This window comes from Ectopseudomonas composti (genome assembly GCF_900115475.1).
In the GTDB taxonomy this organism is placed as follows: Bacteria; Pseudomonadota; Gammaproteobacteria; order Pseudomonadales; family Pseudomonadaceae; genus Aquipseudomonas; species Aquipseudomonas composti.
Genome location: NZ_FOWP01000004.1, coordinates 301,843 through 325,178, shown reverse-complemented (window position 1 = coordinate 325,178; position 23,336 = coordinate 301,843). Strand labels below are relative to the sequence as shown.

Here is a 23,336-nt window from a genome sequence, read left to right as displayed (position 1 = left end):
ACAGCACACCCTACGCCACAGTGTGCACGCCCCCGTAGGGTGCGCCGTGCGCACCGGCAGCACTCACAAGAACCCAGGTGCCTTGCATGCAGATGCCCGTGATTTCCCGGCCTCACGAGCCGGCGCTGTTCGCTCGTACACCCGGCGTGGAACGCCACCGCGTCGCCCCGGGCGGCCTGACGGTGATTGCCCTGGAGCCGGGCGACCGCATCGAGGTGATAGACATCGAAGGCGACCAGCGTGCCGAGCTGCTGGCCTTCGACATAGCGGGCCGCGAGGCGCTCGCCGCCCTCGGCCTGCTGTCCAGCCCCGGCGCCGACTCCATCGACCGTCTGCTCAGCGATGGCAGCCGCGAATCGCAGCACGTCGCCAGTGGCCTGCTCAAACGCCATATCGACTGCCGCCACCTGCCCACGTCCGCACGCCTGTGGCCAGACGGCACGCCCGCAGGCTTCGGCCGTACATTGACCGCCAGCACGGCGCTGCTGGTGATCGTCGCAGCACCCGGCGGCCCGGTCGCCGTGGACAGCCAGCAGCGCGCCAGCGAACTGCGCCTGATCATCCAGCGCGCCAACCCGTCGAGCCTGCTGATTCCCACCCTGCCAGCGCCGCTTGGCGAGGTGGTCGACGAGTTCACCATCGCCCCCGGCACGGCGCGCGACTATGTCGTCGCGCCTGGCCAGACCATTCAGGTGATCGACGTCGCCGGTCGGCAGTGCTCGGACTTCGTCGCCTTCGACCGCCGTGGACTCGATGCCGGCCGCGAGATCGACCTCGACCCCACCGTCACCCGCACCCTGAACGGCAATGCCTACCCCGGCCCCGGCCTGTTCAGCCGCTTCTTCGACCGTGACCTGCAGCCAATGCTGGAGGTGCTGCGCGATACCGTCGGACGCCACGACACCTTCGCCCTGGCCTGCACGGCGCGCTACTACGAGACGCAAGGCTACTTCGGCCACGCCAACTGCAGCGACAACATCAGCCGCGCCCTGCAAAACCATGGTGTGCAGGCGCGGCGCGGCTGGCCGGCGATCAATTTCTTCTTCAACACCGGGGTCGATGCCCACCAGCAACTGACGTTGGATGAACCCTGGTCGCGCCCCGGCGACTACGTGCTGCTGCGCGCCCAGCGCGAGCTGGTGTGCGCCAGCAGCTCCTGCCCGGACGACATCGACCCGGCCAACGGCTGGCAGCCGACCGACATCCATATCCGCGTGTATGCCGACAAGGAGCGCTTCAGTATCGCCATGGCCAACCGCAAAACGCCCGACGCCGACCCGGTGCTGACCCGCGAAAGCGGCTTCCACCCGGGCACTTCCGCTCTCACCCGCCAGTTCATCGATTATCGCGGCTGGTGGACGCCCACCCAGTTCGACGGTTACGGCACGCTTGCCGAATACCACGCCTGCCGCGAGCGGGTGGCGGTGATGGATCTGTCCGCCCTGCGCAAGTTCGAGGTGCTCGGCCCGGACGCCGAAGCCCTGCTCAACCACTGCCTGACCCGCGACGTGCGCAAACTGGCGGTCGGCCAGGTGGTCTACAGCGCCATGTGCTATGAGCACGGCGGCATGCTCGACGACGGCACTTTGCTGCGCCTGGGGCCCGATGCCTTCCGCTGGATCGGCGGCGAGGACTTTGGCGGCGACTGGCTGCGCCAGCAGGCCGAGAAACTGGGTATGAAGGTATGGATCAAGTCCGCCTCCGAGCAAATCCACAACATCGCCGTGCAGGGTCCGCTCGCTCGCGAACTGCTCAAGCAGATGATCTGGACACCAGGCACACAGCCGAAGCTGGAGGAGCTGGGCTGGTTCCGCTTCCTCATCGGTCGCCTCGACGATTACGACGGCGCACCGCTGATGGTCTCGCGCACCGGCTACACCGGCGAGCTGGGCTACGAGATCTGGTGCCACCCGAACGATGCGATGCAGGTCTGGCAGCGCCTCTGGCAGCTCGGCGAACCGCTGGGTCTGGCGCCACTCGGCCTGCACGCGCTGGACATGCTGCGCATCGAAGCCGGGCTGATCTTCGCCGGCTACGAGTTCAGCGACCAGACCGACCCGTTCGAGGCCGGTATCGGCTTCTGTGTGCCACTGAAGGGCAAACAGGACGACTTCATCGGTCGCGACGCCCTGCTGCGGCGCAAGGAACACCCGATGCACAATCTGGTAGGCCTGGAGCTGGACGGCAACGAGCCAGCCGCCCACGGCGATTGCGTGCATGTCGGCCGCGCTCAGGTCGGCGTGATCACCAGCGCCACGCGCTCGCCAGCGCTGGGCAAGAACATCGCCCTGTGTCGCCTGGCAGTGGATTACTGCACGCCCGGCACGCGGGTGGAAGTCGGCAAGCTGGATGGTCAGCAGAAACGCATCGGCGCCACGGTTGCAACCGGCACCGTCGCATATGACCCGGACAAGAGCCGGGTCAGGGCCTGACGCTGGCATGGCTCCGTAGGGTGCGTCGTGCGCACCACCGAGCTCGCCGCAGCCTGGTTCGGTGCGCACGGCGCACCCTACGGATTGGCTCGCCCAAATGCAGGCGCAGCTCTTGGAAAGAGAATTGCTAGGGAACCGGGTAGTGGCTGCCAGTCAGGAGGGCAGCCCTCAACGACCCCGAGGAGGATCGGCCGATGTGGTTCAGCAATACGACTCGAAGCCTGGCCAGTGAACTCAATCAATGGCTCGAACACCTGCTCAGCCAACGCCAGCCGGCCGGCGAGCGCCCGCATCTGCAACAGCAGCCGCAATTGCTTGGCAGCCTGGAGCGCCTGCAACGCGACTGGGAGGAACTGCAGCGCATCCGCCAGCACAGCGAAAAGCAGCCTCCCGCACCCTGCACGGCAGAAGAATATGCATCGCTCAATAAGCGTCTGGCTCAAGCCGAACAGCAATGCGCCCTGCTCGAAGATGAACTGCGCGCCAGCCACGCACAGAACCAGGACGTCGCCGCCGAGCGCACGCAATGGGAAGAGGAACGCCAGGTCTGGGAACTGACCAAACGCACACTGACCGAAGGCTGCTGGGCAATGAACGTGGTAGGTGGCGACCCCGATCACCCGCAGAACCTGATTCGCTGGTCCGATCAGTTCCGCGAATTGATCGGCTACAGCCGTGCCGAATTCCCCGATGGCTGGGACAGCTATTTCAAGGTGGTCAACGCGGATGACCTCAAGGCAGTGATGCAAGCCTTCAACGCCTCCATGGTGGACAAGAGCGGCGATGGTTTCTACGCCGTGGAGTACCGCATGCGCCACAAGACCCGTGGCGAAGTCTGGTACCGCGAGCGTGGCCGCTGCCTGCGCGACGCCCAGGGCAAGCTGACCTACGTCACCGGCGCGGTACGCGAAATCAGCGACGAGAAGGCCGCCGCCAGCCTGCAGGAACGCGAGCAGGCGAGCATCCAGGCCACCTACGGGCAGATCGCCCAGGTCGCCGGGGTGATCAAGGGCATCGCCGAACAGACCAACCTGCTGGCCCTCAATGCCGCCATCGAGGCTGCCCGCGCCGGGGAGCAAGGACGTGGTTTCGCGGTGGTCGCCGACGAGGTGCGCAACCTGGCGCGACGCACTCAGGAGTCGGTGCAACAGATCCAGGGGATGTTGCAGAAGAACACCTGAGGCGCGACCCATTTTCAGGCGCAACCGCAGGCCAATGAGCACAAACAGGGCACTTTGCAACCAGAGGTTTCAGCCCCGCCGCGGCCTGCGGCCCTTGCAGGCAGGGGACTTCTGGCACAGCCATTGCTTATTCATGAAAAGAACTTTTTATAACCACAGATAAATTAAAACCTAGGGCGCCACACCTTCAGTTCCACTGCCAATACCGACGAACCTTCTAAGAACAGCATCGAGGATTGATTGATGGAAGAGCAAAAGACACCCACTCTGGAAGAGCTGCAGGCTCTGATAGAGATGACCAACACCCTGAATATGGAAATATTCTACTGGTGGTGTATCGCGCTGATGATCTGCATTCACGCAGGCTTCCTGTCCTACGAGATCGGTGCGTCACGCCTGAAGAACGCCCTGGCCGCCGGGGTGAAGAACATCCTCGCCTTCGGCTTCATCGTCCCCAGCGTGTTCCTGCTCGGCTGGGCCGTGTACAACGCCTTCCCGGACGGCCTGGTGCCGCGCATGGACGCCTTCCTCGCCGGCATGCCGTGGAGCGATGCCATGGGCCCGAACATTCAGGACAATGCCACCGGCATCTTCTGGGCCGCCTTCGCCATGTTCGCTGCCACCACCGGCTCGATCATGTCAGGAGCGATCATCGAACGAGCGCGCATGAGCGCCTTCATCATCCTCACCATCGTCCTCGGTGGCTTCCTCTGGTTGCTCGCGGCGTCCTGGGGCTGGCACCCGGAAGGCTGGCTGACCGTCAAGTGGGGCTACCATGACGTCGGCGCCGCAGGTGTGGTGCATATGATTGCCGGCTTCTTCGCCCTGGCCGTGGTCATGAACCTGGGAGCACGCATCGGCCGCTTCAACGAAGACGGCAGTGCCAACGCCATCGTCGGCCACAGCATGCCGATGAGCGTGGTCGGCCTGATGCTGATCATCGTCGGTTTCTTCGGCTTCCTTGGCGGCTGCATCATCTACAACTCCGGCGCCCAGTGGATCAACATCTACGGTCAGCCGACCAACCTCTCGGCCTTCGCCTTCAACACCCTGATGGGCTTCGCCGGCGGCCTGATCGGTGCCTACCTGACCACTCGCGAACCGTTCTGGATGATGTCCGGCGGCCTGGTCGGGATCATTTCCGTGGCACCCGGCCTGGACCTCTACCACCCCGGACTGGCCTACCTGATCGGCATGGGCGTCGCAGCCACCGCACCGCTGGTCAACAACCTGCTGCTCAAGTTCAAGCTCGACGACGCCGTCGGCGCCTTCGCCGTGCACGGCTTCGGTGGTTTCGCCGGCCTGGTGATCAGCGGCATCTTCCTCGCTGGCTACCCGAACATGAACGGCATGGCGCCGATCAGCTTCTTCGGCCAGTTGGGCGGCGCCGTGGTCATGGCAGCGCTGGGCTTCATTCCCGGCTACATCATCTCCTACGCGCTGAACAAAGCCGGCCTGCTGCGTGTTCCGCTACACGCCGAAGAGCGCGGCCTGGACCTGACCGAAGTACCGGCGCAAGCCTACCCGGAATGGAGCTCGATGTACGGCAACAGCACCAGCGTCGGCGGCTCCGAGCCCACCCCGCTGGTGGGTGAAAGCAAACCGGCCTAATGAGCAAACGGCCCGCACCACGGGGTAACGGGCCAACCTTAAAGGAGCATCGCCATGAGCATTACCACCTACGACGGCGCCAGCGCCGTGTTCACCTTCGCTGACAAGCCTGCCATCCTGATCTTCATCAGCCTGTTGGTGGCCGGCGTCAGTCTCTACGCATTGATCGCCACCATGATCCACGAGAAGCACAGCTACGCCCTGCCAGACGACAAGCTGCCCAAGCTGAAGTAAGGCCCTGGCCGGCGGCGCTCGCCGCCGGCCCCTCTACGCACCTGGGCGGATGCGCTAACCTCCCCGCAACATCCCACTCCCTCTACTCGCAGCAAGGAGCCGCCATGCTCGATCGCCCGCACCTGTTCATCGACGGCCAGTGGCTTGCCCCGCAGAATCGTGGCAGCTTCGATGTTTTCGATCCCAGCGACGCAAGCCTGCTAGCGACGGTTGCCGCAGCCGGCGCGGCGGATGTTGACCTCGCCGTCACTGCTGCCCGCCGTGCATTCGATGAGGGGCCCTGGCCACGCTTGTCCGGCGCTATGCGTGCCGCGGTGCTGAGGCGCATCGCCGAAGGTATTCGCGCTCGCCAGGACGACCTGGCCGTGCTGGAGGTGCGTGATAACGGCAAGCCACTGCCCGAAGCGCAATGGGATATTGGCGACGCAGCCGCCTGCTTTGATTTCTACGCCGCTCTCGCCGAAGGCCTGGACGGCGAAGAACGCCAGGTCGCACTGGCCGACGCACGTTTTCGCGCCAGCGTCGTGCGCACACCAGTGGGCGTGGCCGCCGCGATCATCCCCTGGAACTATCCCTTGCTGATGGCCGCCTGGAAAGTCGCCCCGGCGCTGGCCGCCGGCTGCACCATGGTCCTCAAGCCTTCCGAGCTGACGCCACTGACCGCCCTGGAACTGGCCAACATCGCCGCTGATGCGGGTCTGCCGGCCGGCGTGCTCAACGTGCTACCCGGTCTGGGTAACGAGACCGGCGCGGCGCTAGTGGAACACCCCGGCGTGGACAAGATCGCCTTCACCGGCAGCGTGCCCACCGGCAGCCGGATCATGCAGGCCGCCGCCCGTGACGTGAAGAACATCAGCCTGGAGCTGGGTGGCAAGTCGCCCTTCATCGTCTTCGCCGACAGTGACATCGAAGCGGCAGTGGAATGGATCATGTTCGGCATCTTCTGGAACCAGGGCCAGGTCTGCTCCGCCACCTCGCGCGTGCTGGTGGAACGCTCGCTGTACCCCGCCCTGCTGCAGCGCCTGAGCGATGAGGCACAGAAGATTCGTATCGGCAACGGCCTGGAAGCAGGCGTGCTGCTCGGCCCGCTGGTCAGTGCCGGCCAGCACGCCAAGGTCAGTGCTGCCATTGCCCAGGGCATCGCCGACGGCGCCCGCCTGATCTGCGGCGGCAAAAGGCCTGCCGAACAGGACAAGGGCTGGTTCATGCAACCCACGGTATTTGCCGACGTACCGCTGGATTGCGCCCTGTGGCGCGAGGAAATTTTCGGCCCGGTGGTCTGCGTCAACCCGTTCGATACCGAGGTCGAGGCCGTACAGCTGGCCAACGACAGCGAGTTCGGCCTGGCAGCCGCGGTGATGTCCGCCGACCTCGAACGCTGCGAGCGGCTTGCCCGAAAACTGCAGGCCGGCATCGTCTGGATCAACTGTTCGCAACCCACCTTCAGCGAACTGCCCTGGGGTGGCGTCAAACGCAGCGGCATCGGCCGCGAACTGGGCGAGTGGGGCCTGGACAACTACCTGGAAACCAAGCAGATCACCCGCTACCAAAGCAGCGAGGCATGGTGCTGGTACCTCAAGCCTTAGCAGGTGGTTCGCCAGAGACCCGACAACGCAGGACGATAACCGACAGGGCTCGCGGCGCACCGGTTCCAGCGGCATGCACATACCGGTCATCGGCAGTCGTATTCGGAGGGCTATCCACGAGCCCCAGAACTGTGACTATCATCCTGCCATCATCGCGCAATCGAGCGGTGATCGGCGGTGGCCATCGATGCCTCCCTCGGCTCTACCACGCCATGGATTGCTCCATGGAGGTCGGCAATACCTTTAGCGGACGACGCAGGATGCGGCCCTCAGCGCCTGGCGCTGCGGTGTGCGTCCCCCCAAAGCCCATGCCCTGTGTCCACATGCTTGCCGAAGGTGCCTTATGTCGTCGCAATCTGCCCGTTTCTCCACCCGTACCCTGATCTACTCCAGTTACGCCATCATCCTCGCGCTGATGCTGTTGCTCACCGTCGTGTCGCTGCTCAGCCTGGCTGACGTCAACGACGACTTCACCGGCTACATCAACGGCATCGACCAACGCAGCCGCCTGGCCAACCAGTTGAACGATGCCGCCAAGGAACGCGCCATCGCCCTGCGCAACATGGCCCTGACGCCAGACGTGGCAGCACGCGCGCAACGCCGCACGGCCATCGACAATTACGACAAAGCCGTAGGCACAAAGCTGGCGGAATTGCGCAAGGCCATCGACACGCACGCAGGCGTTTCGTCCCAGGCGCGCGAGTTGTTCAAGCGTCTCGAGCAGGTCGAAACGCGCTATGCACCGGTCGCCCGCACCATCGCCGACCACCTGTACAAGGGTGAGGATGCCACCGCCCTGAAACTGGTCGCCGAGCAATGCACACCCCTGCTCGAAGAACTCACCCAGGCCATTGAAGCGTACCTGGACTACTCCACCCAGGTTGCACAGAACCGGGTTATCGAGGAGGAAGCCGAATACGCGAACCAGCGTCTTGCCCTGCTGGTGATTGGCGGCATCGCGCTGATCACGGCCATCGTGCTCGGTCATTGGATCAGCCGCTACCTGCTCGGCGCCCTGGGTGCCGAACCCAGCGACCTCAACCGTATTGCGCAACGTGTAGCCGAGGGCGACCTGCGCATCATGGAGAAGGCGGTGAACAGCGCCGAGAACAGTGTGCTCGCCGCGCTGCTGCGCATGCAGCAGAACCTGCGCCAGGTGACCCAGGGCATCGACAGCTCCTCGCGCACCGTGGCTCACTCCAGCCAGGAGCTGAGCGAGTCGAGCCTGCGCAATGCCGAGGGCGTGGCCCACGCGCAACGTGAGGTAGAGCAGATCGTCACCGCCGTGCACGAGATGGCAGCGACCGTGCAGGACGTGGCACGCAACGCCGAATTCGCCGCGCAAGCCGCCAGCGAGGCCGACGAAGCCGCCGTGCACAGCCAGCGCAAGGCCAGCCAGGCGGTCAGCCTGATCGGCGAACTGGCCCAGGTGATCGACAGCTCCAGCGAAGCCATGGGCCGCCTGAAAACTGAGAGTAGCAACATCGGCAGCGTACTCGACGTGATCAAGGCCGTGGCCGACCAAACCAACCTACTGGCGCTCAATGCCGCCATCGAGGCAGCCCGTGCCGGCGAGGCCGGGCGCGGTTTCGCCGTGGTCGCCGACGAGGTGCGCAACCTGGCGCGGCGCACCCAGGAGGCCACTACCGAGATTGAGGGCCTGATCGCCAGCCTGCAGAAAATCGCTGACGAAACCTCGCGCTACATGGAGCGCTGCCAGAACTCCAGCTCGCAATCGGTTTCCGGCGTATCCGAGGCTGGCGAAGCCGTGGCACGGATCGTCGCCATGATCGAGCGCATCAACGGCATGAACCAGCAGATCGCCACGGCCGCCGAGCAGCAAAGCACGGTAGCCGAGCAGATCAGCCAGGGCATCGTCTCGGTACGCGACAGCGCCGAACAGTCGGCCACGGCTTTCCGCAACGTCCAGCAGGAAAGCGAAAGCCTGGCCCGTACCAGCGAGGCCTTGCGCGAGAACATTTCGCGCTTCCAGCTCTGAGACAGACGCAAACGCGCGGCCCGCAGCAGGCCGCGCCGATGGCTAGTCGAGCAGGTAGTCCAGCACCCGCTCCATCAGCACGTTGCCCGGCAGGTAGGTGCGCGGTTCGGCAGCGAGTTGTGCGGGTGTCTGCACCCAGGGGCCGGGCCGGAGTTCGTTGGCGCACTCCGCCAGCAGGTCAGTGACAATCACAGGCGTCATCTCCGGGTGGCACTGCAGGCCGATCACCCGCTGCCCGAGCTGGAACGCCTGGTGCCGGCACGCCTCGCTGGAGGCCAGCAGCCTGGCACCTTCGGGTAAATCGAAGGTTTCGCCGTGCCAGTGCAACAACTCGACACGGTCGGGAAAGACGAAGTAGCCCTCGCCGACCGATTCCGCCCGCCAGACCGGGAACCAACCAATCTCTGCCTGCGCGTTGGGCTGCACGCGAGCGCCCAGTGCACTGGCGATCAATTGCGCGCCCAAGCAGATGCCTAGCACGGGAATACCCTGCTCGATGGCCTGGCGCAGAAAGGCCTTTTCCTCGATCAGCCAGGGCAACTCGGCCTCGTCATTGACGCTCATCGGCCCGCCCATGGCGACGATCAGGTCGCAGCTAGCCGGGTCGGGCAAGCGCGCATCCGCCTCGAAAAAACGGGTGTAGTGCACAGCGGCGCCGCGCGCCTGGAACCACTCGGCCATGCTGCCGACACCCTCGAAGGGCACGTGCTGCAATACCTGTACGTGCATGTTCAACTCCTTAACAGGTTCTTACGCCGTCTCATGGCTGGCCAGTTTCAGGCCGACGATGCCAGCGACGATCATCACCAGGCACAAGCTGCGCAGCAGGTTCAGGCTCTCGCCGAGAAACATCGCACCGTAGGCCACGGTACCGAGCGTGCCGATGCCGACCCATACCGCATAAGCCAGGCCCAGCGGTAACTCGCGCACTGACAGGCTCAGCAGGTAGATGCTCAGCGCCAGGAAGAAGCCGCAGTACAGGCTCGGCCACAAGCGCGTGAAACCATCGGTACGCGGAATGATCGAGGCATAGAACACCTCGCAGATACCGGCCAGCAGCAGAAAACCCCAACCGTTCAACCAGGCCATCGCCCTCTCCTTGAAGTGGAGGCAAATCGGGCCACATCCCTATGGCCCTGTTCCCTTGCCCCAGGAACCCCTGCCCGCGACGACTCCCAGTCGCGGTAACGATCAGTCAGCCCTTGGCCGTACGTTTCTTCTTCTCCGGGTCATCGAACGGCAGGGTATGGGCAATGGCGCTCACTGCCAGGCTGCCTTTGACGTCCAGCGGCGCGCCCTGCTCGGCATAGGGCACGTCCATACGGGCGATGGCCATGGATTTGCCGGATAGCCGCGAGTACATGGCGCAGGTGATCACGCCCACCTGCTTGCCGTCGGCCCACAGGGTGTCGCCGGCCTCGGCAGCCTTGTCGCCATCGAGCAGCACACCGAAGATCTTGAAGCGCTCCTTGCCCTGCAGGCGGCGATGCTCGTTGGCCCCACGAAAATCGCTCTTGGTCGGTGACACGGTGAAGTCCAGCCCCAGCTCCCACAGCGTGTCGCCGGCCGGCTGATCGGCGAAGGGGTACATCTCGGAGTTGTCGTAGGGGAAGAACAGCAGGTAGCTCTCCACCCGCAGCCAGTCCAGCGCGGTGAAGGCGCAGGGGATGATGCCCAGGCCCTTGCCCTTATCCAGGATGCCGTCCCAGATCGCCGGCGCATCGGCGGCCTTGCAGAAGATCTCGTAGCCGCGTTCGCCGGTGTAGCCGGTGCGCGAAATCATCACCGGACGCTCGAACAGCTTGGTCTGCAGGTGATGGAAATACGGCAGTTCGCGAATGCCCGGCACGTGCTCGGCGAGAAAATCTACCGCCAGTGGGCCTTGCAGCGACAGGTCGTGCAGGTCGTCATCGAACAACACCGCCACCTGCCGGCCCTGGGCGGAGCGCACCAGCATCTCGTGGCCGTTGCCGGAACCGTGCACCACCATGAAGGCATTAGGGCCGGTGCGGTAGATCACGCAGTCGTCGACGAACTTGCCGGCCTCGTTGAGCATGGTCGCGTACACGCTCTTGCCCGGATAGACCTTGGAAATGTCGCGACTGGTGGCGTACTCCAGCAGGCTTTCGGCATGCGGGCCGACGTAGTGCACCTTCTTCAGCCCGGACACATCCATCAGGCCGGCACGGGTGCGGATCGCCTCGTGCTCGTCGGCCAGGTCGCTGGCGTAGGTCCAGGCGGTGCCCATGCCACTCCAGTCTTCGAGCGTGGAACCCAGTGCGCGGTGACGCGCGGCAAGGGCGGAAATGCGCCAGGAATTGGCCATGTCAGTGTCTCCTGTTGTTCGTCGTTGAGCCTGCGCACGCAGGCGGGGTTCTGTCTCCCCTCTCCCACGTGTGGGAGAGGGGCCGGGGGAGATTCAGGCGGCCTTGGCCTGTGGATCGAACTGGCGCAGCCAATCCACCACGGTCTGGCGGTAGCGGGTCAGGCCCTTGTAGTCGGCGATTTCGTCCGGCAGGTCGCGCAGCACGCGGTGCAGGCGACAGGCCCAGGCCGGGTTAGTGGCCAGTTCCTCGAGACTGATCAGGTAGGTGCGGATGCCGAACAGCAGCGCATTGCTGCGTGGCAGACGCGGCATGAACTGCAGCTCAACGCGCAGGTGCACCAGGCGCGCGACGTTCTCTGGCGTCACCAGGCCGCGCTCATGGCCCCATTCGTGGAAGGTCTCCGAGGAGGTGTCCATGCGCGGATTGATGGTCATGGTCCAGTTCAGCCGGCGCACCGGATGGCCGACCTGGATGTTCAGCAGGTACTTCAGCGCGCGGTCGAACACGCCGAGCTGGTGCGCCACACCTGGCACCGGCGCATGCCACTGCTTGAAGCTCATGCCAGCGTCGAACTTGATCGACCAGTCCGCCGGACAGGTGACCATGCCGGCGTCCATGAACAGGTCGCCATCACGCTGGTCGAGCACGGCGAAGTCGCCTTGCGCCTGACGGGTGATGTACTCCAGCGGCTCGAACGGCAGCGTGCTGGCATCGCCGAAGGTGAAGCGCTGCTCGATGCCCAGCGGGCGGTTGCTCCACAGCCACTGGTCACCGTCGCGTTGCAGGGCGAAATGTTCGGGATAGTCGGTGCTCAAATGTTCCATGAGCATTTCCAGGGTGTCCCAGGCGGCCTGGGCCATGTGCGGCATCACCACGCAGCGCTGCGGGTCCTTTTCCAGCACGCAGGCTCGCTCGGCCATCTCCGAGACGTAGTGCTCGTCGATATCGAACCAGTGCTCGAACACCGAGCCTGGCTCGCGCGGCGTGGCTGGCTCGATGTTGACCGAGTACATGTAGCTGTCCTCGGGAAACGGGAAGGGAAAGCGGGCGATGGCCTGCGGGCTGTTGCTGAAGGTGAAATCGTCCCGGTAGGTTTCCAGGGGCTTCATCACGACGGGCATGGCGGATTCCTCAAAGGTCGAGCAGCAGCGTGCCGGAGCAGCCGCCACGGGAAACACAGGGCATCAGCGCTTCACCACGCTGCTGCTCATCCAGGTAGTGGTCACGGTGCTCCACCTCGCCGCTCAGGTAGCGCGTGGCGCATTGCCCGCACACCCCGCCCCGGCACAGGTTGGGCACCTCGACACCGACTGCCTCCAGTGCTTCGAGCAGGCTGTGGTCGCCCGGCACCTGCAAACGCTGGCCACTGCGCGCCAACTCGACGGTGAAGGGCTGACCAGGCTCTGGCGCAGCGAAGGCCTCCCAGTGCAGACGCCCGGCCGACCAACCCTGGGCCTCGGCAAGCAGCTTGAGTTCATCGAGCAGGCGCTGTGGGCCACACACGTAGAGATGGCTGCCGAGCGGCTTGGCGTTGAACAGCTCGGCGCAATCCAGGCGCTGGCCGGCAGCGGCGTCGTAGCCATGGAAGCGCTCACCCAGACGCTCGCGCAGCTCGCTGGCATAGGCGTCGGTCAGACCACTGCGGTAGGCGTAGTGCAATTCGAACGAAGCGCCTTGCGCCTCAAGCTCAGCCAGGTAGGCCATGAACGGCGTGATACCGATACCGCCGGCCACCAGAATGTGGTGACGGGCCTGCGAATGCAGGGCGAACAGGTTGCTCGGCACGCCGATCTGCAGGCGGTCGCCGACCCGGACCCGCTCGTGCAGGTAGCGCGAACCACCACGCGAAGCCTCCTGCAGGCGCACGGCGATGCGGTACACGCCGCTCTCGCACGGATCGCTCAGCAGCGAATAGGCATTGCGCAGCGTGCGCCCCTCGATGGGCAACACCACCTGCACATGGCTACCGCAGGAGAAACCCGGCAGCGCGCCGTCGAGGGCGGTGAGGCTGAACTCGCGCACCACCGGCGTCAGCTGGCGCACGTCGGTGACCTGTACCTCGATCATCGCGCTCATGCCAGCACCTCCGGCGCATAAGGGCTGTCCGGGTCGATGCAGACGCCCATGTAGGCGCCCAGGCGGCGGGAGAAATGTTCGCGCACCAGCAGCTTCACCCGGCACTGGCCACAGCTGCTCTCCCCTTCGCTGCCGATGTCCTGAAAATGCCCGCAATGCACGCAGTACAGGCGCCGCCGCTCGCCCTGCCGGAACAGCTCGATCTCATCAGCGAGCAGACCGGCATGCCGCGCCAGACGATAGACGTGCCAGAGAAAGCTCTCATCTCCGCAAACGTACAGCCGGGTACCAGCCTGGGCCTGTTCCAGCAACATCTGTAGACGCAGGTAAAGCGCCTCGATGCTGGGCAGGCCTTCCTGGTCGACACTCGTCGTCAGCGTCTCGCCCAGGCACAGCATCAGGGTCGGTGCCGGAGCATCGAGCAGCGCGACGGCCGCCCTCGCCTGCTGAGTGACCACGATACGGCGACTGGCCGCATGCCCGGACGCCTCGGTGGCATAACGCGGGGTACTGAACAGGGGTTCGGCACTGGATGCTGTCATCGGAAAACCTCCCGGGTGAGCGCAAGGTGATGGTCAGTTGGCCTCCAGAGAAAATTCCCTTGGAGAACTTTTTGTTCTCACAGAGAAAGCATGGAATGTGCCACTTTCGCCGACAGCAACAGCACTGGGGATCAGCCGCAAAACCGTCATCCGGCAGCGGCAATCCTGCACAGGTGCAGGGCAACACGCGCCGATACGGCGCATGAAGAGAAAATCTGAAGAGCGGGTTTGCTCGGTGAAATCCTCACCACGCATGAATTGGCACAAGTGCTTGATCGCAACGGCCAAGCGCCATGCTGGCGCGAACAAGCCCATGGGCTTACCGCCAGACTCGCGCTCGAGATGAGTCTCAGATGACAGAGTGAGTGATATGGCCCCCATATCACCCCCCTCGGCGCCCACCTCTACTCACCCGACTCGGTGATGAGCACCACGGTATTTATGCTGCTTGCTACTAGTGAGAACGCAGATGCACAGGGCGTCAGAGCGAAAAGAACTCTCGGTAGCAATCAATCTGTTCGTTGAGCATGCTGATCCCTGGCTGCACCGGCAGCCCGCGTTCGGCTGCAAGCCTGAGCAGACGCGTTTCAGCCGGCTTCATGATGATGTCAGCGACCCAGGTGCCGGCGGCCAGCACGGCCGGGTCGAACGGCAGCGGATCATCCGGCTGCAGTCCCAAAGGCGTGGCATTGATCACGATGGCGACATCGGTGACAGATTTGCTCTGATCCTTTCTCACGCGTCCAGGCCAGTGCAATTCAAGGCGGCGCAATAACTCATTCGCCTTGGGTTCGTCAGGCTCGCGCAGATACAAACGCTCCACACCTGATTCGAGCAACGCCACGGCGATGGCACTGCCCGCCCCGCCGCCGCCGAGCAACAACACGTCTTTGCCCTTCGGCTCGAAACCGGCATGGCGCAGGCCCAGGACGAAGCCGATGCCGTCGAAGTTTTCCGCGCGCCAGACGCCATCGGGGTCGCGCCGCAGTGCGTTGGTCGCCCCGGACAGCTCTACGCAGAGACTGTGCCGCTCGGCAAACCGGCAGCAGGAGAACTTGTGCGGGATGGTCACCAGCATGCCGTGAAAGTTATCCGTCGCCTGCAAACCGCGGATGACCGTCTCCAGGTTCTCGGCACGAGCATGGACGGCGATCATGACCATGTCGATTCCTTCGTCACGAAAGAGCCGATTGAGCAACATCGGAGCTTTGACCTGGCGTACCGGGTCGCCCACGACTGCCAGAAAGCGGGTGGTGCCAGAGGGGCTAGGAATCATCGAATCGTTCATCGGATCATCTCAGGCGATAGCGCCGGCCTGCTGTTGCGCCAGGGTTGCGCGCATGAACGCGAGACTCTTGGCGATTGCCTCTTCCTCGCTGCCATACGCGGGATGCAGATAATCGATTTCCAGCGCCAGCAAGCCGTCGAAACCATGTTGACGCAACAGTTGCAGGGTTCGTGGAATGTCGATCAGGCCCTCGCCCAGCGGCACGCTCGGCCAGAAGCTGAACTCCCGCGGGCTGCCACGGAAGGCGCAGATGTCCTTGATGTGCGTGGCCTTGGCGTGCGGCGCGAGCAGCTCGATCACCTGCATCGGGTCTTCGAACATGCGCAGGTTGTTAGCCGTATCCAGGCATACACCAAGGGCCGGGTTGTCGACGGCCTCGAGCAATTCCAGCGCTTCGGCGGCCAGCAGGTCGACATGGTTCTCCATGGCCAGTACCACGCCTTGTCCCGCCGCATAGTCGGCCGCACGCTGCAACAATGGCAGCAACTGGGTCTTGTGCTCGTGCCAGGATTCCGGCCGCGTACGGCGACCGCCGGCACAGATGCGCATCACGCCAGCACCTAGCGTCTTGGCGATGTCGACATGGCGCTGCAGATCGAGCAGTTCTTCGGCGCGCGCCCCGGAGCCCAGCCCATGGGGATGGCCCCAGGCCCAGACGAGTTCGAGGCCGGCGTCATCCAGCAGACCACGCAGGCGCTCCAGGTAGGCTGGCGAGCTGTCGTCGAGCATGAACGACTCGATGGAAACACCCTGCACCTCGTGGGCACGCGCCCTGTCGATGAAGTCCTCGAGGGTCATGCGGTAGGCAGGAGGCTGTTCCAGGTTCGGGTACACCTCGCCGAAATAACGGTGGTAGCAGTAGGAGTCGATGGCGATTTTCATGATGGGCGTCCTGTAGGGCCTGAGGGCCGGGGCATGCCCCGGCCGAAAATGGAAAGCGAATGCTCAGGAATGGGAAGCTTTGCTCAGCGTGTTGGCGCTGACCTGCGGTTTGCGGTCATACAGCCCTTTCACGTAGGCAGCGACCACGGCGATGCCGATGGGCAGGGTGAGGAACATGAACAGGTGGCTGAAATCCCACTTCAGGCCCAGCAGCACGGCACCGACGGACGCACCGAGGATGGCGCCGAAGCGGCCGATGCCGGTCATCCAGCTGGTGCCGGTGGCGCGCATCGCGGTCGGGTAGTAGGTCGCGGCCATGGCTGTCCAGCCTGTATTGGTCGCGTTGATGCAGAACCCCAGCATGAAGACCAGCGCCATCAGGCCATACAGACCAGGCGACAGGTTGCCCAGCGAAAGCGTCAGCACGGCGCCACCGATGAGTGTGCCGATCATCACCTTGTGCGGGTTGAAGCGATCCATCTCCCAGCCGATGACGATGTTCCCGAGGGTGCCACCAACCTGCATCATCGCGCCCACCAGCGCTGCGTCTGCCAGGCTGAAGCCGTCGTCCTTGACGATGATCGGCAACCAGCTGTTGAGGAAGTAGACCGTCAGCAGGTTCATGAACAGCCCGACCCACAGCGCCAGGGTGATCAGCCGGTGCGACGGCGAGAGGATCAGCTTGATCGTGCCCTTGCCGGCACGTTGCGGCTCCGGACTGATGAACTGGGTGGCCTGATTGGCAGTACCCGGTTCGATGGCGTTGACCACCTGCTGCAGCTCTTCACGATGCTGGTGCTTCATCGCCATGTACTTGGCTGACTCCGGCAGCACGAAGCACAGCAGCACGGCGAACAGGATCGGCACCACGCCGCCGACCACCAGGATCGACTCCCAGCCATGGCTTGGGATCAGCCCGTTGGCCAGGAAACCACCACCAGCGGCGCCGAGAGTGAAGCCGCAGTAGACCACCGTGACCATCAGCGAGCGGTATTTCTTCGGCGCATATTCCGACGCCAGCGTCGCCGCGTTGGGCTGAGATGCGCCCAGGCCAAGGCCGGTGAGGAAGCGCAGCAGGGAAAGGATCTCGACATTCGGCGACCAGGCCGAAATCAGGCTCATGAAGCCGAAGAAGAAGATCGAGACGATGATCACCTTGCGCCGACCGAAGCGGTCAGCCAGCGGCCCGCCCATCAGTGCGCCGATGGCCAGGCCGAACAGGCCCATGCTCATCACGATGCCCAGCTCTTCGCGTGGGATGTTCCAGTCGGCGATCAGCGAGGGCGCGATGAAGCCCATCGCCACCACGTCGAAGCCATCGAGGATCAGTACGGTCAGGCACAGCAGGAGGATCTTCCACTGGAAGTGGCCGAAAGGCCGTGAGTCCAGGAACGTCTGGATGTCCAGTTGACTGGAGGGTTTCATGGAGTGGCTCCGATTGTTGTTGTGTTTATGTCTCAGGCCCTTTCCGGCAAGGCCAAGGCAGTGGCGCCGAATCCAGGGAGCCATGGCCCCGATTTGTCGGCGGCCACTCAATATTACATTTTTGGAATAGCATTCCAAGTGGAAAATAAAACCAGAATAGATCCATCTATCTGGCCGCATTCAATTGGATTGCCATTCCATAGCGTCCTAGAATGAGGGCTTTCCTGCTTCTGGAGCCGCCCCCTGATGTCCACATCCGTTCGTGACCGCGCCCTGTCCATTCTCGAGCTGCTGGTGAAACACGTCGGTGGGCTGCCCATGTCCGAAATCGCCGACCGCCTGGACATCCCGCGCACCGCGACGCATCGCCTGCTCAATGAACTCAAGGACATGGGCTACGTGAAGCAGAACGCGGCGACCACGCACTACCTGCTGACGGTGAAGCTCGCATCGCTCGGCCTCACCTACCTCGCCGCGAGCGGCATTACCGATGCCACGCAGCCTCTGCTGGACGAGCTGGCCCAGGAAACCGGGGAGCTGATCCGCATGGCCGTGATCGAGGGTAACCACCTGATCTGGGTGGCCAAGGCCCAGGGTGCGCGCACCGGATTGCGCTACGACCCCGATGCCGGCTCCGATGTCTACCTGCCGGCGACCGCCAACGGCCTGGCCTGGATGGCCGCCGAAAGCGAAGAGCGCGCGCTGGAACTGATCGCCGAGCAAGGCATGGACCGCGCGCAGCACATGGGCCCCAATGCCCCGAAGAGCTTGCGCGAGCTACTGGATCGCATCGACCAGACGCACAAGCGCGGCTACGGCGTGGTGCACGATGTCTACGAGCCCGGCACCAGCGCCGTGGCCGTGGTCATTCGCCACGTGGACGACGGCCGGCCCATCGGCACCGTCAGCGCAGCCGGCCCGTCGGCCAGGATGACCGCCGAGAAGATCGAGGCGATCACCCCGCGGCTGCAGGATTGCGCCAAACGCCTGGCTGCTCTGAGCCTGGTCTCGCCCGCGTTCAATACCCGCTGAGGCAAATGAAAAAGGGCCACAACACTTAGCGTTGCGGCCCTTTCATTTGCGCTGCTGGGCTCAGTATTGCAGCTGTCCCGGTACCCAGTTGGTGCCGGCCAGCGGTACGCGGGCCATGGCGGCGGCTTCCACGGTCAGCGCGACCAGATCCTCGGGGTCGAGGTTGTGCAGGTGCGACTTGCCGCAAGCACGGGCCATGGTCTGCGCCTCCAGCACCAGCACGCGCAGGTAGTTGGCCAGGCGGCGGCCGGCGGCGACCGGGTCGAGGCGCTTGGACAACTCCGGATCCTGGGTGGTGATGCCGGCCGGGTCGCGGCCGTTCTGCCAGTCGTCGTAGTAGCCAGCAGCCGAGTCGATCTTCTTCAGCTCCTCGTCCAGACGCGGGTGGTTGTCACCGAGGGCGATCAGCGCAGCGGTGCCGATGGCCACCGCATCGGCGCCCATGGCCATAGCCTTGGCCACGTCGGCGCCGGTACGAATGCCGCCAGAGACGATCAGTTGCACCTTGCGGTGCATATCCATCTCCTGCAGGGCCTGCACGGCTTGCGGGATGGCCGAGAGAATCGGGATGCCTACGTGCTCGATGAACACTTCCTGGGTCGCGGCGGTGCCGCCCTGCATACCGTCGAGGACGATCACGTCGGCACCGGCCTTCACCGCCAGCTTGACGTCGTAGTACGGACGGCTGGCACCGATCTTGACGTAGATGGGTTTTTCCCAGTCGGTGATCTCACGAATCTCGGCAATCTTGATCGCCAGGTCGTCCGGGCCCGTCCAGTCCGGGTGACGGCAGGCGCTGCGCTGGTCGACGCCAATCGGCAGGGTACGCATGCCGGCGACGCGCTCGGTGACCTTCATGCCCAGCAGCATGCCGCCGCCGCCCGGCTTGGCGCCCTGGCCGAGGACGATCTCGATGGCGTCGGCCTTGCGCAGGTCGTCCGGGTTCATGCCGTAGCGTGATGGCAGGTACTGGTAGACCAGGTGCTGCGACTGGCCGCGCTCTTCCGGAGTCATGCCGCCGTCACCCGTGGTGGTGCTGGTGCCGGCGATGGTGGCGCCACGCCCGAGGGCTTCCTTGGCCTGGGCCGACAGTGCGCCGAAACTCATGCCGGCGATGGTTACCGGGATCTTCAGGTGGATCGGTTTCTTGGCGAAGCGGTTGCCCAGCACCACGTCGGTGCCGCATTTCTCGCGGTAGCCTTCCAGCGGGTAGCGCGACATGGAGGCGCCGAGCAGCAGCAGGTCGTCGAAGTGCGGCAGCTTGCGTTTGGTGCCGCCGCCACGGATGTCATAGATGCCGGTCTCGGCGGCACGCTGGATTTCCTGGATGGACAGGCGGTCGAAGGTGGCGGACTCGCGCAGCACCGGGGTGATTTTTTCGCTCATTGCAAATTCCTCTTCGGGCAGGGTGCGCGATCAGTACGCCGAGGCGTTGTCGACCTTGAAGTTGTACAGCTGGCGAGCCGAGCCGTAACGCTTGAAGCTGGCCGGATCTTCGTCGAAACCGGCGCGGTTGAGCAGTTCGGCCAGTTCTTCCAGGTGCTCGGGGCGCATGTCCTTCTCGATGCAATCCGAGCCCAGCGACTTGACCGTGCCCTTGATGTAGATGCGCGTCTCGTAGAGCGAATCGCCCAGCGCGTCGCCGGCATCGCCGCACACCACCAGGCGCCCGGCCTGGCCCATAAAGCAGCTCATGTGGCCAATGCTGCCGCCGACTACGATGTCGACACCCTTCATCGAGATGCCGCAACGCGCGCCGGCGTCGCCTTCGATCACCAGCAGGCCGCCATGGGCGGTCGCGCCGGCCGCCTGCGAGGCGCTGCCCTTGATGCGCACCATGCCGCTCATCATGTTCTCGGCGACGCCGACGCCGACGTTGCCGTGGATGGTGACGCTGGCTTTCTGGTTCATGCCGGCGCAGTAGTAGCCGGCGTGGCCGTCGATCTCCACGCTCAGCGCTTCGTTCAGGCCCACGGCGAGGTTGTGCTTGCCGCCCGGATTGCTCACCATCCACTCGCGCTCGGTGAGGGTCTTGGTCTGGTCATGCAGAGCCTGGTTCAGGTCGCGCACGGTGGCGCTGGAAAGGTCGATGGTTTTCATGTTCGTGTCTCCAAAAAGTAGAGAGTCGAATTCAGGCCGTCGCGAGCGCGCCGAGGGCAAGGAAGAACCGCAGCGAGCCGCGAGACAGTACGAGTAGTACGGCGAGCGGATCGCGAGGATCTGACGCAGCAATCGGTGTGCGCAGTAGGCCTGGAGCGACTCAAGCGCTGCGTTCCCAGATGTACATGGTCGCCGGCTCCGGCTCCCACACCTTGGCCTTGTCGATGCCCGGCAGGGTCGACAGCGCCTGGTATTCCGAGGCCATGGCCACGTAGTCGTCGGTCTCGGCGAGGATCGCCGGCTTGCAGGCAATCGGGTCGCGGATCACCGCGAAGCCGTCGCGAGTGCCGATGGCGAAGGTGAAGAAGCCATCGAGATCCTCCAGCGAATGGTCGAGCGCTTCCTTGAGCGAATCGCCCTGGCGCAGGCGCCAGGTCAGGTAGCCGGCGGCGACCTCGGTGTCGTTCTCGGTTTCGAACTCGATGCCGTGACGGCGCAGTTCCTGGCGCAGACGGAAGTGGTTGGACAGCGAGCCGTTGTGCACCAGGCACAGGTCCTGGCCGGTGGAGAATGGGTGGCTGCCTTCCATGGTCACCGCGCTCTCGGTGGCCATGCGGGTGTGGCCGATGATGTGGCTACCCTTCATCTTGGCCAGCGAGAAGCGCTCGGAGATTTCCTTCGGCAGGCCCATGCCCTTGAGGATCTCGATGCTCTGGCCGACGCTCATCACGCGCACGGCTGGCGCCAGTTCGGCGATCACGGCACGCACCGCCGCCTCATCGGCATTGGTCTTGAGTACGGCGGCACTGGCGTTCTGGAACCAGTCCAGCGAGCAGCCCAGGCGCCCTTCCAGCTCGCCCATCAGGGCCTTGAAGTCATAGCCGGCTGCAGTGCTCTGCAGGGTCAGCTTGATCCAGCCGTCCTTCACTTCGTCGCCGTAGATGGCGAAGCCGGCGCTGTCCGGGCCACGGTCGGTCATGGCCAGCAACATGGGTTCGAAGAGCGCGCCGAGCTGGTTCTCCAGCGCTGGGTTCTTCAGGTACAGACCTACGATTCCACACATAAAAAGTCCTCATCACCTCCCTTTGGGAGGCTTGTTCGGGGCGTTGGCGTGTGCCCGCGCGGGCGGGCGTTCGGCTAGAAGAATTCGGTGTAACGCTCGATTTCCCAGTCGGAGACGTGGCGGCTGTACTCGACCCACTCCATGCGCTTGAGCTTGAGGAATTCGTCGACGATCTCGGCGCCGAGCACCTCGCGGAACAGCGGGTCGGCCTCCAGCGCATCACAGGCTTCCTTGAGCGATTGCGGCAGGGTGTCGATGCCGCGTGCGGCGATTTCCTCCAGGCTGAGCTTGTAGAGGTTCTCGTTGCAGGCCTTGCCCGGATCGAGCTGGCGGTCGATGCCGTCGAGACCGGCGGCGATGATCGCGGCAGTGACCAAGTACGGGTTGCAGCCGGCGTCCGGTAGGCGGAACTCAATGCGCCCGTAGGGAATGCGCAGCATCGCCGAGCGATTGTTGTCGCCGTAGGCGATGAAGGCCGGCGCCCAGGTCGCGCCGGACAGCGAACGACCAACGACCAGGCGCTTGTAGGAGTTCACCGTCGGCGCGGCGAAGGCGCACAGTGCCGGGCCGTGAGCCAGCAGGCCGCCGAGGAAGTGATAAGCCAGCTTGGACAGGCCCATGCCGCTCGGGTCACTGGCGTCATGGAACAGGTTTTTGCTGGTGCCATTGCCGATCGACAGGTGGAAGTGCATGCCGTTGCCAGCGCGGCGCGGGTCCGGCTTGGGCATGAACGAGCAGATCATGCCCAGATCGTTGGCGATCTCGCCGGCGGCCATGCGGAAGAAGGTGAAGCGATCCGCCGATTCCATGGCATCGCTGTAGGTGTAGTTGATCTCGAACTGGCCGCAGGCGTCCTCGTGATCGATCTGGTAGATGTCGAAGCCGACCGGCTGCAGCGCCTCGGTGAGTTTTTCCAGGAATGCGCGCGAGCGCGACAGCCCCTTGTAGTCGTAGCAAGGCTTCTCCAGCTTGTCGCTGGCATCCACCGGCACCAGCTTGCCCTCGGCGTCACGGCGGAACAGGCTGAACTCTGGCTCCAGACCGGTGTTCAGGGTCCAGCCCCGATCCGTCAGGCGCTGCACCTGCTGCTGCAACACATAGCGGGTGTCGTAAGGGTGCGGCTCGCCATTGACGTGGCCGACGCAGACCACGCGGCCATAGCCTGGCTGCCAGGGTACCGGGATCAGCGTTGCAAGATCGCCACGCGCCATGAAGTCTGGGCCGTGCGGCTCCATGCCCATGCCCCAGATGGCGAACCCGGCGAAGCCGGCGCCCTCCTCGGCCACGGCCTTGAGGCCCGAAACCGGCACCGACTTGGTCTTGGCCGCACCGTGGATGTCGACGAACTGGGCCAACACATACTTGATGCCGTGCTGGTCGATGATTTTCTGGGTTTCGCTGGGCAACATGGTTGGGGGCCTCCGGTGGCGTCGCCATTATTCCGCTGGGGAATTTTAATTTCCCCAAAAGAAATGCAAGCAGCTTGCCAACCTCCCCCTACCTGTTCGAAATCCCCTGAAAGCCCGTCATTCTTCTATCCGTGAAGGAAAGATGCTTT

Annotated in this window: 21 protein-coding genes; 7 read left to right on the top strand and 14 right to left on the bottom strand. The window is 64.3% G+C overall.

Features of this window, described 5'->3' with window-relative positions:
• The first annotated feature begins 86 nt into the window (after nucleotides 1–86).
• The 6 genes from BM059_RS09935 to BM059_RS09910 all read left to right on the top strand — a co-directional run bounded on the left by BM059_RS09935 (nucleotide 87) and on the right by BM059_RS09910 (nucleotide 9,043).
• Complete coding sequence (locus tag BM059_RS09935; RefSeq protein WP_074938326.1) at nucleotides 87–2,432, top strand: trimethylamine N-oxide demethylase; 2,346 nt, start codon at nucleotides 87–89, stop codon at nucleotides 2,430–2,432.
• A 194-nt stretch (nucleotides 2,433–2,626) separates the two neighbouring features.
• Nucleotides 2,627–3,613 carry a methyl-accepting chemotaxis protein gene (locus BM059_RS25790; protein WP_074938325.1) on the top strand — a complete coding sequence of 329 codons (987 nt, stop codon included), beginning with the start codon at nucleotides 2,627–2,629 and terminating at the stop codon, nucleotides 3,611–3,613.
• Nucleotides 3,614–3,856: 243 nt separating this feature from the next.
• Nucleotides 3,857–5,224: an ammonium transporter gene (locus BM059_RS09925; protein WP_074938323.1), complete on the top strand. Its 1,368-nt coding sequence runs from the start codon at nucleotides 3,857–3,859 to the stop codon at nucleotides 5,222–5,224.
• A gap of 54 nt (nucleotides 5,225–5,278) precedes the next feature.
• On the top strand, nucleotides 5,279–5,458 hold the full coding sequence (locus tag BM059_RS09920; RefSeq protein ID WP_024309124.1) for a hypothetical protein: 180 nt from the start codon (nucleotides 5,279–5,281) through the stop codon (nucleotides 5,456–5,458).
• Nucleotides 5,459–5,562: 104 nt separating this feature from the next.
• A complete protein-coding gene (locus BM059_RS09915; protein ID WP_074938322.1) occupies nucleotides 5,563–7,044 on the top strand; it encodes an aldehyde dehydrogenase family protein in 1,482 nt (493 codons plus the stop codon).
• Between the two features lie 343 nt (nucleotides 7,045–7,387).
• The gene (locus BM059_RS09910; RefSeq protein ID WP_074938320.1) at nucleotides 7,388–9,043 is read left to right on the top strand and encodes a methyl-accepting chemotaxis protein; all 1,656 of its coding nucleotides are present in this window, start codon (nucleotides 7,388–7,390) and stop codon (nucleotides 9,041–9,043) included.
• Between the two features lie 42 nt (nucleotides 9,044–9,085).
• Here the strand turns inward: BM059_RS09910 and BM059_RS09905 are convergent, their stop codons facing one another.
• The 10 genes from BM059_RS09905 to BM059_RS09865 all read right to left on the bottom strand — a co-directional run bounded on the left by BM059_RS09905 (nucleotide 9,086) and on the right by BM059_RS09865 (nucleotide 17,583).
• Nucleotides 9,086–9,772, bottom strand: a complete 687-nt coding sequence (locus BM059_RS09905; protein WP_074938319.1) for a type 1 glutamine amidotransferase — start codon at nucleotides 9,770–9,772, stop codon at nucleotides 9,086–9,088.
• 21 nt (nucleotides 9,773–9,793) lie between these two features.
• Nucleotides 9,794–10,132 carry a DMT family transporter gene (locus BM059_RS09900; RefSeq protein ID WP_037003235.1) on the bottom strand — a complete coding sequence of 113 codons (339 nt, stop codon included), beginning with the start codon at nucleotides 10,130–10,132 and terminating at the stop codon, nucleotides 9,794–9,796.
• Nucleotides 10,133–10,238: 106 nt separating this feature from the next.
• A complete protein-coding gene (locus BM059_RS09895) occupies nucleotides 10,239–11,369 on the bottom strand; it encodes an aminomethyl transferase family protein (RefSeq protein WP_074938317.1) in 1,131 nt (376 codons plus the stop codon).
• A gap of 93 nt (nucleotides 11,370–11,462) precedes the next feature.
• Nucleotides 11,463–12,491, bottom strand: a complete 1,029-nt coding sequence (locus tag BM059_RS09890) for a heme-dependent oxidative N-demethylase family protein (protein ID WP_074938315.1) — start codon at nucleotides 12,489–12,491, stop codon at nucleotides 11,463–11,465.
• 10 nt (nucleotides 12,492–12,501) lie between these two features.
• Entirely contained in the window at nucleotides 12,502–13,446 is a 945-nt protein-coding gene (locus BM059_RS09885) for a PDR/VanB family oxidoreductase (RefSeq protein WP_074938314.1), read from the bottom strand.
• Nucleotides 13,443–13,988, bottom strand: coding sequence for a dimethylamine monooxygenase subunit DmmA family protein (locus BM059_RS09880; protein ID WP_074938312.1), 546 nt, complete (start codon nucleotides 13,986–13,988; stop codon nucleotides 13,443–13,445). The genes BM059_RS09885 and BM059_RS09880 overlap by 4 nt, the downstream gene beginning before the upstream one ends.
• Nucleotides 13,989–14,021: 33 nt before the next feature.
• Nucleotides 14,022–14,303, bottom strand: a complete 282-nt coding sequence (locus BM059_RS25200; RefSeq protein WP_131658084.1) for a hypothetical protein — start codon at nucleotides 14,301–14,303, stop codon at nucleotides 14,022–14,024.
• A 166-nt stretch (nucleotides 14,304–14,469) separates the two neighbouring features.
• Nucleotides 14,470–15,276, bottom strand: a complete 807-nt coding sequence (locus BM059_RS09875; protein WP_037003229.1) for a shikimate dehydrogenase family protein — start codon at nucleotides 15,274–15,276, stop codon at nucleotides 14,470–14,472.
• Between the two features lie 9 nt (nucleotides 15,277–15,285).
• Nucleotides 15,286–16,158 carry a sugar phosphate isomerase/epimerase family protein gene (locus BM059_RS09870; RefSeq protein ID WP_074938311.1) on the bottom strand — a complete coding sequence of 291 codons (873 nt, stop codon included), beginning with the start codon at nucleotides 16,156–16,158 and terminating at the stop codon, nucleotides 15,286–15,288.
• A gap of 63 nt (nucleotides 16,159–16,221) precedes the next feature.
• Nucleotides 16,222–17,583 (bottom strand): MFS transporter, encoded by a 1,362-nt coding sequence (locus BM059_RS09865; RefSeq protein WP_074938309.1) that lies wholly within the window; start codon nucleotides 17,581–17,583, stop codon nucleotides 16,222–16,224.
• 246 nt (nucleotides 17,584–17,829) lie between these two features.
• Here BM059_RS09865 and BM059_RS09860 point away from each other — a divergent pair, with 246 nt between their 5' ends.
• Nucleotides 17,830–18,615, top strand: coding sequence for an IclR family transcriptional regulator (locus tag BM059_RS09860; protein ID WP_074938308.1), 786 nt, complete (start codon nucleotides 17,830–17,832; stop codon nucleotides 18,613–18,615).
• Between the two features lie 60 nt (nucleotides 18,616–18,675).
• Here the strand turns inward: BM059_RS09860 and BM059_RS09855 are convergent, their stop codons facing one another.
• The 4 genes from BM059_RS09855 to glnT form a co-directional block, all read right to left on the bottom strand.
• Nucleotides 18,676–20,001 (bottom strand): FMN-binding glutamate synthase family protein, encoded by a 1,326-nt coding sequence (locus BM059_RS09855; protein ID WP_074938306.1) that lies wholly within the window; start codon nucleotides 19,999–20,001, stop codon nucleotides 18,676–18,678.
• Nucleotides 20,002–20,031: 30 nt separating this feature from the next.
• Nucleotides 20,032–20,715 carry a GltB/FmdC/FwdC-like GXGXG domain-containing protein gene (locus BM059_RS09850; RefSeq protein WP_074938305.1) on the bottom strand — a complete coding sequence of 228 codons (684 nt, stop codon included), beginning with the start codon at nucleotides 20,713–20,715 and terminating at the stop codon, nucleotides 20,032–20,034.
• A 160-nt stretch (nucleotides 20,716–20,875) separates the two neighbouring features.
• Nucleotides 20,876–21,778 (bottom strand): class II glutamine amidotransferase, encoded by a 903-nt coding sequence (locus BM059_RS09845; protein ID WP_074938303.1) that lies wholly within the window; start codon nucleotides 21,776–21,778, stop codon nucleotides 20,876–20,878.
• A gap of 74 nt (nucleotides 21,779–21,852) precedes the next feature.
• Nucleotides 21,853–23,187: a type III glutamate--ammonia ligase gene (gene glnT / locus BM059_RS09840; RefSeq protein WP_074938302.1), complete on the bottom strand. Its 1,335-nt coding sequence runs from the start codon at nucleotides 23,185–23,187 to the stop codon at nucleotides 21,853–21,855.
• Nucleotides 23,188–23,336 lie beyond the last annotated feature (149 nt).

Bases quoted from the DNA above. Each gene is read 5' to 3' on its own strand.
- BM059_RS09935 (WP_074938326.1), top strand. From the start codon at position 87: ATGCAGATGCCCGTGATTTCCCGGCCTCACGAGCCGGCGCTGTTCGCT.
- BM059_RS25790 (WP_074938325.1), top strand. From the start codon at position 2,627: ATGTGGTTCAGCAATACGACTCGAAGCCTGGCCAGTGAACTCAATCAA.
- BM059_RS09925 (WP_074938323.1), top strand. From the start codon at position 3,857: ATGGAAGAGCAAAAGACACCCACTCTGGAAGAGCTGCAGGCTCTGATA.
- BM059_RS09920 (WP_024309124.1), top strand. From the start codon at position 5,279: ATGAGCATTACCACCTACGACGGCGCCAGCGCCGTGTTCACCTTCGCT.
- BM059_RS09915 (WP_074938322.1), top strand. From the start codon at position 5,563: ATGCTCGATCGCCCGCACCTGTTCATCGACGGCCAGTGGCTTGCCCCG.
- BM059_RS09910 (WP_074938320.1), top strand. From the start codon at position 7,388: ATGTCGTCGCAATCTGCCCGTTTCTCCACCCGTACCCTGATCTACTCC.
- BM059_RS09905 (WP_074938319.1), bottom strand. From the start codon at position 9,772: ATGCACGTACAGGTATTGCAGCACGTGCCCTTCGAGGGTGTCGGCAGC.
- BM059_RS09900 (WP_037003235.1), bottom strand. From the start codon at position 10,132: ATGGCCTGGTTGAACGGTTGGGGTTTTCTGCTGCTGGCCGGTATCTGC.
- BM059_RS09895 (WP_074938317.1), bottom strand. From the start codon at position 11,369: ATGGCCAATTCCTGGCGCATTTCCGCCCTTGCCGCGCGTCACCGCGCA.
- BM059_RS09890 (WP_074938315.1), bottom strand. From the start codon at position 12,491: ATGCCCGTCGTGATGAAGCCCCTGGAAACCTACCGGGACGATTTCACC.
- BM059_RS09885 (WP_074938314.1), bottom strand. From the start codon at position 13,446: ATGAGCGCGATGATCGAGGTACAGGTCACCGACGTGCGCCAGCTGACG.
- BM059_RS09880 (WP_074938312.1), bottom strand. From the start codon at position 13,988: ATGACAGCATCCAGTGCCGAACCCCTGTTCAGTACCCCGCGTTATGCC.
- BM059_RS25200 (WP_131658084.1), bottom strand. From the start codon at position 14,303: ATGGGCTTGTTCGCGCCAGCATGGCGCTTGGCCGTTGCGATCAAGCAC.
- BM059_RS09875 (WP_037003229.1), bottom strand. From the start codon at position 15,276: ATGAACGATTCGATGATTCCTAGCCCCTCTGGCACCACCCGCTTTCTG.
- BM059_RS09870 (WP_074938311.1), bottom strand. From the start codon at position 16,158: ATGAAAATCGCCATCGACTCCTACTGCTACCACCGTTATTTCGGCGAG.
- BM059_RS09865 (WP_074938309.1), bottom strand. From the start codon at position 17,583: ATGAAACCCTCCAGTCAACTGGACATCCAGACGTTCCTGGACTCACGG.
- BM059_RS09860 (WP_074938308.1), top strand. From the start codon at position 17,830: ATGTCCACATCCGTTCGTGACCGCGCCCTGTCCATTCTCGAGCTGCTG.
- BM059_RS09855 (WP_074938306.1), bottom strand. From the start codon at position 20,001: ATGAGCGAAAAAATCACCCCGGTGCTGCGCGAGTCCGCCACCTTCGAC.
- BM059_RS09850 (WP_074938305.1), bottom strand. From the start codon at position 20,715: ATGAAAACCATCGACCTTTCCAGCGCCACCGTGCGCGACCTGAACCAG.
- BM059_RS09845 (WP_074938303.1), bottom strand. From the start codon at position 21,778: ATGTGTGGAATCGTAGGTCTGTACCTGAAGAACCCAGCGCTGGAGAAC.
- glnT (WP_074938302.1), bottom strand. From the start codon at position 23,187: ATGTTGCCCAGCGAAACCCAGAAAATCATCGACCAGCACGGCATCAAG.